The sequence below is a fragment of the Zobellia russellii genome, assembly GCF_018728565.1.
GTDB lineage: Bacteria > Bacteroidota > Bacteroidia > Flavobacteriales > Flavobacteriaceae > Zobellia > Zobellia russellii.
This window is the reverse complement of the sequence record NZ_JACSOI010000004.1, coordinates 148,649-161,909: the sequence shown is the minus strand read 5'-3', so window position 1 is coordinate 161,909 and position 13,261 is coordinate 148,649. Positions and strand designations below refer to the sequence as shown.

Genomic DNA, 13,261 nt, shown 5'->3' with positions numbered 1-13,261 from the left:
CTAAAGTACAAATTACATTATATGATTTCAGAAGCCTATAGTTCCCAAAAAAGAATCACTAAAACCGTACCTCTACAAGGAGGCCTTGTTGTAGTTGGAGGCGGTCTTTCAGGTGTCTGTGCCGCAATTACGGCTGCCCGTTCGGGTCTAAAAGTAATACTTCTTCAAGATCGTCCTGTACTTGGGGGCAACGCCTCTTCTGAAGTTCGTCTTTGGAGTTTGGGGGCCACCTCTCATATGGGAAACAATAACCGATGGAGCCGAGAAGGTGGGTTGATCAATGAAATTCTTTTGGATAACCTTAAACGGAACAAGGAAGGGAATCCTCTAATTTTTGACACCGTACTACTCGAAAAAGTATACGAAGAAAAAAACATTACTTTATTGCTGAATACAGCCGTGTATGATGTTGAAAAAGGTGATGATGAAAAGATAAAAGCGGTTACCGCTTTTTGTAGCCAAAACTCCACCACCTACACAGCAAAAGCCCCTCTATTTTGTGATGCTTCCGGAGATGGCATTGTTGCTTTTATGGCAGGAGCTTCATTCCGTATGGGTGCCGAAACCCGAGAAGAATTTGATGAAGGTTTTGCTCCTAACATTGAGGATTATGGTAATCTTTTAGGGCATTCGCTTTACTTTTACACCAAAGACGTAGGTAAACCTATATCCTACACCGCGCCCTCTTTTGCTATAAAAAATGCAGATGAACTACCGCGAATCAAGAACTTTCAATTGGGTGACCATGGTTGTAAATTATGGTGGGTAGAGCACGGTGGACGTTTGGACACCATTCACCAATCCGAGGACATAAAATTTGAACTTTGGAAAGTGGTCTATGGTATTTGGGACTACGTAAAGAACAGCGGTAAATATCCCGAAGCCGCAAACCTTACCTTAGAATGGGTAGGAACTATTCCCGGTAAGCGGGAAAGTCGCCGTTTTGAAGGCGATTTTATGCTTACCCAAAAAGACATTGTGGAACAACGTGATTATTATGATGCGGTTTCTTTTGGGGGTTGGGCCATGGATTTGCATCCCGCCGATGGTATTTACAGTAAACACAACTCATGTACGCAATGGCATGGCAAAGGCGTATATTCCATTCCTTATCGTTGTTATTACTCTAAAAACATAGACAACCTTTTTCTTGCTGGCAGGATTATAAGCGCCAGTCATGTTGCCTTTGGTTCTTCAAGGGTAATGCTTACCTGTGCACACGGGGCGCAAGCAGTAGGTGAAGCTGCCGTGATTTGTACAAATGAAGGATTATTACCAAGGGATATAGCTTCCAAGGACAAAATTGAAACACTACAACTGGCCTTGAACAGAAACGGGCAAAGTATTCCCCGGTTATCCTTAAAAGATACCAAAGACTTAGCAGTTAAAGCCAACATAGAGGCTAGTTCTACTTTAGCATTTTCAGGCTTTGCCGCTTCAGATGATTGGCAGGTATTAAAATTTGGGTTGGCCCAAATGGTTCCTCTTAAGGCTAATGAAACCTATAGCTTTGAATTTGAAGTAGATGCTTTAGAAGCCACCACCTTGGAAATTCAACTTAAGAGCAGTTCAGCCTGTACCCATTTTACACCAGATGTAATCATTGATAAAAAGGAGGTCAATTTAACTAAAGGAAAACAGAAAATTACTTTTTCAACTTCAAGGACACAAACGCAGGACCACTACTCTTTCTTCTGTCTTTTGAAAAATGAAAAGGTGAAAGTACGTCTGTCAGATGAGCGCATTACAGGCTTAATGACCGTTGAAAATAAAATAAACAAAGCGGTGTCCAATTTTGGAAGACAAGACCCTCCAGCGGATATTAATATCGATAGTTTTGAGTTCTGGACTCCTGAGCGACGTCCTAAAGGAAAAAATATTGCCCTTCAGATGACAAAGAATTTGCCCATTTTTGAGGTAGATAATATTAAAAACGGAGAAGTCAGGCCCAATTCAAACGGAAACACCAATGCATGGGTTGCCAAAATTGAGGACGAAAAACCCACATTACGCCTAAAATGGGACGATAATGTTGCTATTAAAACCGTAAAACTCTTTTTTGACTGCGATTATGACCACGCTTTGGAAACTACGCTTATGGGGCATCCAGAAGACGTTATTCCTTTTGTAGTGGCCGATTATACCGTTAAAGATGCTTCCGGAAATCTCCTAAAGGAAGTCACTGGAAACCATCAGGCCATAAATACCATTGAATTGGATGAAGCTATTTCCACCAATTCATTGGTCTTTGAGTTCAACAAAAAAGAAGCTCACATACCGGTTTCTGTTTTCAAAATATCGGTTTACAACTAATTCCATAAAATGAAAAAGGTAACTGGAATCTGTATTTTTCTTATTCTAGGCACTACTCAAGTAGCGTCCCAGAAAGATGCCGTTGCCCAATTGCCGGATATCAGTTCTTTTCACCAAGACCTGTTTGTTCCCAAAATAACGGAAGGTAAACCCAAAGCCGGTAAACGGGTAAGGCAAACCTTGGCCCCGTATCAAAACACAGATGTTTACCATTTAGTTTACTTGCCTACCGACTATAAGGAAGGTAAAAAATACCCTGTCATTATAGAATTTCCGGGCAACGGACCTTACACAAGTGCTTACGGAGATGTTTCAACAGGCCAGGTAGACGGTTGCAATTTGGGGTACGGACTAAGCGAAGGCAAAGGTTTTATTTGGGTGAGTATGCCCTTTATTAGCACCAATGGCCAAGAAAACCAAAAATGGTGGTGGGGCAATGTTGAAGCCACAAAAAGATACTGCATAGATGTGGTAAACGAAGTTTGCAACAAATTTGGAGGTGATGCTTCCAACCTTATTTTAGCAGGATTTTCAAGGGGAGCCATCGCCGTAAATTATATAGGCCTTCATGACAATGAAATTTCAAATCTGTGGAAAGCCTTTATTGTTAATTCTCATTACGATGGTCTAAAAACATGGGACTACCCTAATTCCGATAAGGCATCGGCCATTGAAAGATTGAAACGACTTAACGGAAGACCCCAACTTATTTGCGCCGAAGGTCAGGGAACGAGAGAAACAAAAAACTACATTGCCCAATCGGGAATAAAAGGAAACTTTACTTTTTTGGATATCCCCATTAGAAACCATACCAATTCGTGGCCCTTATATGAGCTAAAGGAACGGAAAACTATGAGAACATGGTTATCGCAAATAATTCAAAAAAACTAAAAAAACAGCAATACAAAATGAAATACCTATTCTACAAATCTGCTTTATTTTTTGGTTTCTTATTTGTGGTTTTTTCTTGTAAGACCAGTACAGGTGATGATGAAAATAATAAAACCTTAAGCCACGGCACTACGGATGTTTCTTTGTTTACCGCTACAAATGGTCAACTAGCGTTCCTAGTCACCAAAAAAAAGAAGGTAGTTTTAGACACCTCTCTTTTGGGTATTAAAGTAAACGATAAGCTCCTTGGAAAAAATGTGGAGATAACTCTTCTAGAGCAAAAAGAAACACAAACCCAATTTCCACTAAACGGAATAAAAAGTGAGGCCTCATACAAAGGAGATGTATATAGCTACAAAGTTTCAGAGGCAGATGGAACCGACTGGAAATTAGAGTTTCAACTTTCTAATGAAGGGGTAGCTTACCGTTATGTGGTTTCCGGACAAGGCACACAACATGTTCAGGGCGAAGAAAGTAGCTTTAAAATACCGAGCCAGACCAAAGTTTGGTACTTTGAGCGCGATAGCGACTGGAAATTAAAATCTCACGCAGGAGAATGGCTTTCCGCTGATATTTCCGAAATGCCAACAGTTTCTAAGATGGGCCCCATTCAAGGCTTAACGCTTACTTGCGAACTTCCGCAAGGAGGTTATGCTTTATTGGCCGAAGCCGCACTTTATAATTATAGCGGTCTGCGTTTGGAAGCAATTGGCAACAACACCTTTAAGGCCAATTTTGAAGAAGGTGATGCCGGTTTTGATATTACAGGTAATGTAACCACACCATGGCGCTGTATTCTATTGGCGGACACTTTAAACGATTTGGCTAACAATACCATGGTAGCCTCATTAAACCCTGCTCCCGACCCTAAGTTATTTGCAGACACCAACTGGATAAAACCCGGAAAATCTGTTTGGCACTGGTGGTCCGGAAAATATGTAGATTACAAAGAAGAGCATGATATGGTAGATGATGCCGTAGAACTTAACTTTTCATATAATATGGTTGATGATGGCTGGGAAAGATGGCCTGATAAATGGACCAAAGTGACAGAACTCTCCAACTATGCCAAAGAAAAAGGGGTTGGGATCTTTGTATGGAAGCACTCCAAGGAAATCAATTTTCTTGAAGACGACTATGCTGTAATGGGGCATTTTTTGGATAGTGTAAAACAGACAGGCGCTGTTGGAGTTAAGGTAGATTTTATGAACGGCCAGAGCAAAAACATTATATCCTTTGATGAAGCCTTATTGAGAAAAGCGGCAGAAAGACAATTGATGGTCAATTTTCATGGCTGCCAACAAAGTTCGGGCGAGTATCGCACCTATCCAAACGAAGTTACGCGTGAAGGTATACGAGGTTTAGAAGTAAACCATATGAAAGAAGGTCCTTTGACCGCTTCGCACAATGCGGCATTACCTTTTACAAGATATGTAACAGGACATGGTGATTATACCCCTCTTGGTCTTACCGAACCCGGAGAAACTACATGGGCGCATCAATTGGCCACTTTGGTTACTTTCTACTCCCCTTTTAACTGTATTGCCGAAAACACCCAGTTCCTTTTAAAAACCAAGAGTGTTGCGCCAGCACTGGATTTTATTAAAGCGGTGCCTTCGGTCTGGGACGAGACCTTTGTGCTGCCCCAAAGTAAAATTGGTGAACTGGCAGCCATAGCAAGACGCACGAACAATGACTGGTATTTGGGCGTACTACGTAGTGGACCAACCCAAGAACTACATATTGACTGTAGTTTTTTAGGTAATGGCGAATATATCGCAGAAATTTTTACTGACGATACCGAGGCCAAACGTATTGATTTAAAAGGACTGAATAAAGAGGCGGACCTACGCCAATGGGACACGGCCGTACCCTTTAAAAAATCATCGGAAACGGTTACAAAGGACAAAACACTCACCGTTCGCCTAGCGGAGCATGGTGGTGCCGCTATAAAATTCATCAAAAAATAAAAAGTACACATGAGAAATTTTGCTTCCATAGCGCTTTTTAGCCTCCTGTTTCTAAGTTCCTGCACGGACAAATCTGCAGAAACATCACTAGAAAATGAAACCCTATCCCTTAACGGGAAATGGCACTTTTTGGCATCTAATGAAGAAAGTGAAGAAAATCTATTAACTGCCGATTATACAAAATGGGATACGCTTTCCGTTCCAGGCAATTGGGACGTTGAGAACAAATATGCCCATTTTAAGGGCAAAGGGTACTATCAACGCAATTTTAGCATTCCTCAAAACTGGCAAAAAAAGCAGATTCGTATAAAGTTCGATGCCGTTTACGAAACCTCAAAAGTTTGGCTGAACGGTAAGTTATTGGGAGCACACGAAGGAGGCTACACCCCTTTTGAATTTAATATTACAGACCAAGTACTGACCGATAAACCGAACTCAATTTTGGTCATGGCGGATAATACATTTAGAAGAGGCGCTTGGTGGGCTTGGGGCGGCATAAGCCGAAACGTTTCCTTGCTTGCCCATAATGATGTCCGTTTGGTTCGTCAACATATTTCCGCAGTTCCCAATTTTGATAAGGGTATGGTAGCTATAGCCATTTCCTATACTGTTGAAAATAACTCCGGCCAGGAAAAAAATATTACTGTAAACACTAAAATATCCGGTCCGGACAATGAAGCTTGGGCGCCCAAAACCCTTGAACTTACCGCTAGTAAAAATGGGATTACGACTAAGGTTCTGTCTTTTCAAAAACCGTTAGAAGAAGTAAAATTATGGCATTTTGACCGTCCTAACCTTTACTCTTTAATCAGTACTATTGCTTCTGATTCCCAAGAATTGGATGCCGTTTCCGACAAATTCGGTATTCGGAAAATGGAAGCTATTGGGGAGCAATTATACCTCAACAATGAAGTGGTGCGCTTAAACGGTTTCAATCGGGTACACGACCATCGTTTCTTCGGTAATACGGAACCTGATGAACTTATTAAAAATGATATTTTGGATATTAAAGCCCTAGGCGGAAACTTTTCAAGAATCATGCACGCACCTGTATCAAAAAACCTTTTACAGTTCTGCGATAGTATCGGCTATATGCTAATTGAAGAAATCCCGGTCTGGGGTCGTGGTGCACCAAATGCCATACCCAATAACCCAAGGACAAAAAAGTGGCTGAACAAAATGATTACGCGCGATTATAACCACGCCAGTGTAGTAGGTTGGAGCATGGGTAATGAAATTGGCAACCCAGATGGCGAATGGGAAGACATGACCATGACTCCTGACCAATATAACTATGTAAACGATATGCTGGACCACGTGGCCTCCCTTGACTCCACACGCTTAAAAACAGTGGTAAGTTTTACATCTCACCTGCCTTTGGCAAAACCCGGTAACGAACCCTATGAAAAGCTGGACTTGCTATGTATGAACTCTTATGGCGAGACCTATGAAAAAGTGGGTAAGGCCCATGCCAGATTTCCGGGGAAACCTATTTTTATTTCAGAGATTGGCGACAAACAGATAGGACTCACATCCGATGCCGAGTTTAGTGATAGGCTTATTGAACAACTTGATAAAATACGAACGTTACCTTACGTAGTTGGCTCATCTCTATGGACCTATAATGATTACCGAAGCGATTATAAAGCCACGCCTCCATCAGAAAATAGAGCCTGGGGAGTTGTGGATGTATGGCGAAACAGGAAAAAAGCCTACAAACAGATTCAAGATATCTATGCACCCGTTCAAGGTTTAGAAGCAACCATAAACAAAGATGAAATAGCAATCTCTTTGCTACCTAGAAACAAACAAGATATTCCCGCTTATATTATGGAAGGGTATACGTTGGCGTATGAGCTTTTTAATGATAAAGGCGAGTCAGTTAGCAAAGAACATATTGAGCTCCCAATTATAAAACCCGGAGATGATGCATTGAAATTTAACTTTAAAAATGACTCAAATGCCACTCAGATAGACGTAGGCCTATGGTCACCCATGCAAATTGAAGTTAAAACCGCCTCATCAAAAAAAGGAAGCAATCCGCCTGTAGAAAACTCCAATTTCCCCGTGATAGAATTTTTGGGCAGGACCCATGATGGTGTAGGCATAGGCTATACAGTAAGCGAAAAAGATTCGATTTTCACTTTTAAATATGGAAAATCATCGGAAAATCTAACCGAAGAAACAACAACAAATTTAAAGGGAGCCTTTAAAATTGAATGGTCACAGACCGAGCCGTTTTTCGTAAAATTAAAATCAGATGTAACAGATTGGTCATCAACAAAACAACTTCAAGAATAATATTCAACTCAAAACTAGAACCTTTGTATATGAAACTCATTAAAACCCTTTGTTTAGCGGTACTTCTTATACCGTTCAACTCTATAGCCCAGAGTACATCTACTGACCGTCCCAACATTGTTTGGATCATGTTGGAAGATTGGGGTCTTGACTTAGGCTGCTATGGCACCCCGGGAATAGAAACCCCAGTTACGGACAAGCTTGCCTCGGAAGGTATACGTTACACCAATACTTTTTGTACTTCTCCCGTTTGTTCTACTTCACGTTCGGCCATGCTCACGGGCTATCACCAAAACTATATTGGTGCCCAACAGCACAGAACGGCAAAAGAAGACAGAAAACCTTTGCCGTACGATATTGAGCCAATGCCCGTACTTCTGAAAGAAGCAGGATATTTTACCGCTTTAATGCTTTACAATAAAACCGATGCCAATTTTAATGGCGATTTAGGTTTTATGGGAAAGGATTGGAAGGAACGCCAAGAAGGACAGCCTTTCTTCGCACAAATAACTTTGGGTGGTACGCATAGAAAATGGGATCGTGACCCAAAAAACCCTATAGATCCCGCCAATGTGGTACTCCCCCCCTATTATGTGGACACCCCATTTGCCAGACGTGATTGGGCCAATGGTCTGGAACAAATGCAAATCTGCGACCGAGAAATTGGAGATATCCTAAAGCGATTAGAAAAAGAAGGCCTGGCCGAGAACACATTGGTTTTCTTAATTGGAGATAACGGCCGATGCCACATTCGTGGAAAGCAATTCCTATATGACCCGGGACTTCAGGTGCCATTAATTATCAAATGGCCTGGTAAAGTTGCACCTGCACAGGTAAACACAGATATGGTTCAGACCATTGACATTACCGCAACCATTCTAGATGTAGCCGGGGCAAAACCTAAACACGAACTGCAAGGCAAAAGTCTTTTTAAAGAAGAGTCAAAAAATAGAAAGTACATTTTTGCGGCACGCGGAAGAATGGGCGGCACCCATGATGCTATGCGCACCATCCGATCTAAAAAATACAAGTTGATCCATAATTTAATGCCGGAGCGAGCATGGTTACAATACAGCGGGTACAAAGAAGATATGTACCCTATGCTGGCCGAAATGAACATCATGAATATGGAAGGAAAACTTAATGAAGACCAAGCTAAGTTTTTTGCTCCTACCAAGCCTGAGTTTGAGCTTTTTGATATTGAAAAGGACCCATTTGAGCTAAACAACCTTGCAAGCGACCCGCATTATGGCGATATTAAGGATAAACTGTTGGAAGAACTCTATGTGTGGAGAAGGTCTATAAAAGACGAAGGTGTTTCCCAAGAATTTAGAGAGGGCGGCCTCTCCTCCAAATACCCTACTAGAACACTTGAGGAGTGGAAAGAACGCTACGAAGCTTGGAAACCATGGGTATTTCGCAAACCAAAATCAAAAGAGAAACACCCGTTTGTAAAGAGCAATTACTAAACCGCTATACCCCTATGCAATTGAAATATTCGGTGTTTCATATTCTGTTTTTGATCTTTGGAATTTGTTCCGCTCAATCCACTACCGGTGAGGGGCAACTTTTACTGAGCGGAGACTGGAAGTTCCATGCCGTTTATGGCGAAGGCTCAAATTATATTGCTATTTCCGAAACACCGGAAGATATTGTAATAGACAATACCAATACCGAACGGGTAACTGTAAAAGGCAATTGGCAGACCAAAATAGAAGGAGAACGGGGTTCCGGTTTCTTTGGAGCCAATTATTTACAACGCGACTTTAAAGCTGGTGAATCCGAGGAGAACTATGTACGCTATCGTCCCCAACTAGCAGAATCAGGGTTCTACGAAGCCTTTGTTCGCTTTCCGTTCGCATCACATTTAACGGCAGAAGTAAATGTTAATCATGCTAATGGGGTTACGGCTTCTTATTTTAACCAGCGAAACCGCTGTGACCAATGGTTAAGTTTAGGAGTTTTTAGTTTTGATAAGACTTTAGACAGTTATGTTGAAGTTACCGCTATTACGGCCAAAACCGTAGCTGCGGATGCCGTAATGTTCAGACCCGTATTCACAGAGAAAATGGAAACTTCGGTTGCGGAAAAAGCAACTATTTTTCAATCTGATTTTGATGATTCCAACTGGAAAGACCTAAACGTTCCAGGACATTGGGGCATGCTTAACGAATTCTCTAATTATACCGGAAAGGCTTGGTACCGAAAAACTTTCAATCTTCCCCAAAGCTGGAAAGAAAACTCCAAGGAAAGAGTGCGCCTTAAATTTGATGCCGTTTATCACATCGCCAAGGTTTTTTTGAACGGCGAACTTGTTGGCAGTCATCAAGGTGGTTTTACCCCATTTGAATTTGATGTAACCGACAAACTCAATTTTAACGGTCAGAATGTACTGGCCGTAGAAGCGGACAATAGTTCACTGGTTGGCGCTACTTGGAACTGGGGCGGGATTATCCGTGATGTTCACCTTGTAAAAAATAACGATGTGCGCATCAGTTATCAATATATTCATGCAGACCCTGACCTAAAAAAAGGTTCGGCCAATTTGAAGCTTAAAATCCGTATTAAAAATTCATCGGCACAAAAAAGAACAATAGCACTCACTGCTACTATAGACAAAGTATCAAAACCGGCTGACCTGCAATACACTATTACCTTACCGCCCAATAGTACAAAAGAAGTGCAATTGGCAACAGTTTTACCCGCCAACGATGTTAGGTTATGGCATTTTGATACGCCACACCTGTACCATATGACAACCATTGCCACAGAAAACGGGCAAGTGTTGGATACGCGTACAGACCGATTTGGTATCCGAAAGATAGAACTAACGGATTCTCAACTCATTTTAAACGGAGAACCGGTGCGTCTAGCTGGTTTTAACCGGGTGAGTGACCATAGATATTGGGGGTCTTCTGAACCCCAGTATTTGATAAATAAAGATGTGGACCTCATGAAGAATGCAGGTGCCAACTTTATGCGAATCATGCACGGCACCCAGAATGAAAGGTTGATAGAGCGTTGCGATGAAAAAGGTATCCTGATTTTTGAGGAAGTCAATGTTCGTGAGCTTACCAATCCTGAGTTTACGCCCCCATATTACCCTTTGGCCAAACAGTGGTTAAAAGAAATGATAGACCGTGATGTAAACCACCCCAGTATTATTGGGTGGAGTGTTGGCAATGAACTTAAAGACCATTTTGATTATGCCAAATTGACTATTGATTATGTCAAAAACGAGCTGGACCCCTATCGTTTGGTTACCTGCGTGAGTAATAGCGGCTGGCGCGATACTGCCACTCCCGAGAACGACCCCAATACACTGGTAGATATAATCATGCACAATCTTTATCCGTTTCAGGGCAAACCAGATGAAGTATTTAAAACCCTTAGGTCCAAATGGCCCAACAAGCCCATTTTCATTTCGGAATATGGAATACAACCTTTGGCCACAACTTCTTTAGATGGTGATATTCCTAAAATATCCGAGTGGAACAACAGCTTACGAGGCAAGAATCCTTTTGTAATTGGAGCTTCATTATGGACATTTAATGATTACAGAAGTGGCTACGCAGCAACCTCTCCAGAGGAAAATAGAGTTTGGGGACTTGTAAATACATGGCGCCAAAAGCGTAAATTATATAACCGAATAGAAAATGAACATAGCCCTATTCAACAAATTGAAGTATCAGAGATAGATGTAAGAAAAGGAAATGCCAAGATTTCTCTTACCCCCAAAAACACAGGCGACTACCCTAGCTATACTTTAAAAAACCACCGTTTATTATGGTCCATACATGATTCAGAAGGAGACACACTGGCCAAAAACAGTATAGAGATTCCAGTATTAAAACCGGGAGCAGGTCCTACGGAAAATAACATTGACTGGAAACCGTACTTAAGTGACATATCCAGCTTAAACATAAACCTAATTTCGCCAAACGGTTATAAGCGGTTTCATAAAAGTGTTGCCATTACAGTACCTGAACAGCCTTCAATTTCTCAAATAGAGTCCGGGAACACAGCGGTTCGCATTCATTTTAATCCTGTTTTTGGTGCGGACACTTATCATGTCATCCATCAAAACTCCAATGGCCAACTGGTAAAATCCGAAAAGACCACAACCAATTTCCTAGAAGTGGAGAATTTAGAAAACGGAAAAGAATACATTTTTCAGCTTATTGCCACAAATGAAAAAGGCATAAGTAAACCTTCCGAAACACGAACCGGAAGCCCCAGTGGAAAAGAGCTACCACCCGTAATTTGGGATGCTTTTTTAGTTGGCAACAAGCTTGTGGTTGGCTACTCTGGTAAGACAGATGACACTAGCTACGTGGTAAGGTATGGAACTAGATCCAGCTACCTGCCTTTCAAAAACGCCACACGAACAAAAGGAATGACAGTAATTGATTTTGAAGGTGATGACCCACATTTTGTGAGCATTATGAAAAAAACCAAAAGAGGAGAAAGTGAATGGTCCAAACCAAGGTATGTATACACATTAAGAAATATTGACAAATAATAAACCATAACAAACAACTGGCCAAGTTTCCGTAAAAAGATTGGCCTACCAAAAGTGCTATAACAGTATGAAAAAAACGAATTTAATTGCAGCCTTTGCAATCGTATGTTTACTCGTTTCATGTAAAACCGAGAAAAAAACAGGTGCAGAAAACAGTGCATCACAAGAAGAAGCATCCAACAGCAATGCAGTACCCGACTACAAAATTGAGTTTGGAAAAGTCGCTGAAAAATCCGTATTCCGCAATGACAGCCTTAGTATTTGGGGCGGCTCTATGGTAAAGGGCGAAGACGGTCTTTACCACATGTTCTATTCCAGATGGCCAAAAAATATTGGTTGGGAATGGGTAAACTATTCCGAAGTTGCCCATGCGGTATCAGAATCGCCCTTTGGTCCTTTTGAACACAAAGACGTTACCCTACCGGACCGTGGTGCAGAATTTTGGGATGGTTCTACGACCCATAACCCAACTGTTCATGAATTTAACGGAAAATTCTACCTGTATTATATGGGTAATACCGGAGACAAAAAAATTGTTAGTGTTCCCGGTAAACCTAAGATTAACTGGATGCACCGTAACAACCAACGTATAGGTGTTGCCGTAGCGGATTCACCCAACGGACCATGGAAAAGATTTGATAAGCCTGTTTTAGATGTTTCTCCCAACGAGGATGCACATGATGCATTAATGACATCCAATCCATCGGTCTGTCAAATGCCCGATGGCAAAATCCTAATGGTGTATAAGGCCGTTGGTAAAACCCATGCGCTACCAGCAGGTGGACCTGTTGTTCATATGGTGGCCATTGCCGATTCCCCAACCGGACCCTTCAAGAAATATCCAGATCCCGTTTTTACTTTTGAAGGCGAACGTTTTCCTGCCGAAGACCCTTATATCTGGTATCAGGATGGTAAATTTAGAGCCATTGTAAAACGTATAAAACACGTAGGTAAAGTACGTGACTTCTCATTAGTACATTATGACTCCGAAGATGGTATTAAATGGGAAAAGGCCAAAAATTTTGATATATCCAAGCGTATCGTGGAATGGGAAAACGGAAGAACTCAACAATTTGTTCATTTGGAACGCCCACAGGTATATACGGAAAATGGGGAACCTATAGCCCTGTTATGTGCTGCGGACACTCTTGATGCAAATGGTGTTAGAGAGTCGTTCAATATTCAGATTCCTCTGAAAATCGAGAAAACGGTCCATTAAAATGGTATTTAAAAACAAACACAATTTAAACTATAAAATCACATC

At 41.4% G+C, this 13,261-nt stretch carries 7 protein-coding genes; all 7 read left to right on the top strand.

Annotated elements, in window-relative coordinates; all coding sequences use genetic code 11:
- Positions 1-21: 21 nt before the first annotated feature.
- The 7 genes from H9565_RS11330 (at position 22) to H9565_RS11300 (ending at position 13,216) form a co-directional block, all read left to right on the top strand.
- Entirely contained in the window at positions 22-2,313 is a 2,292-nt protein-coding gene (locus H9565_RS11330; protein ID WP_215439706.1) for an FAD-dependent oxidoreductase, read from the top strand.
- A gap of 9 nt (positions 2,314-2,322) precedes the next feature.
- On the top strand, positions 2,323-3,204 hold the full coding sequence (locus H9565_RS11325; RefSeq protein ID WP_215439704.1) for an alpha/beta hydrolase family protein: 882 nt from the start codon (positions 2,323-2,325) through the stop codon (positions 3,202-3,204).
- 17 nt (positions 3,205-3,221) lie between these two features.
- Positions 3,222-5,174, top strand: a complete 1,953-nt coding sequence (locus H9565_RS11320) for a glycoside hydrolase family 97 protein (RefSeq protein ID WP_215439702.1) — start codon at positions 3,222-3,224, stop codon at positions 5,172-5,174.
- A 9-nt stretch (positions 5,175-5,183) separates the two neighbouring features.
- Positions 5,184-7,475, top strand: a complete 2,292-nt coding sequence (locus H9565_RS11315; RefSeq protein ID WP_215439700.1) for a glycoside hydrolase family 2 protein — start codon at positions 5,184-5,186, stop codon at positions 7,473-7,475.
- 29 nt (positions 7,476-7,504) lie between these two features.
- Positions 7,505-8,944 (top strand): sulfatase family protein, encoded by a 1,440-nt coding sequence (locus H9565_RS11310; protein ID WP_215439698.1) that lies wholly within the window; start codon positions 7,505-7,507, stop codon positions 8,942-8,944.
- Positions 8,854-11,997: a glycoside hydrolase family 2 TIM barrel-domain containing protein gene (locus H9565_RS11305; RefSeq protein ID WP_215439696.1), complete on the top strand. Its 3,144-nt coding sequence runs from the start codon at positions 8,854-8,856 to the stop codon at positions 11,995-11,997. The genes H9565_RS11310 and H9565_RS11305 overlap by 91 nt, the downstream gene beginning before the upstream one ends.
- 67 nt (positions 11,998-12,064) lie before the next feature.
- Complete coding sequence (locus tag H9565_RS11300) at positions 12,065-13,216, top strand: glycoside hydrolase family protein (RefSeq protein ID WP_215439694.1); 1,152 nt, start codon at positions 12,065-12,067, stop codon at positions 13,214-13,216.
- The last annotated feature ends 45 nt before the right edge of the window (positions 13,217-13,261 follow it).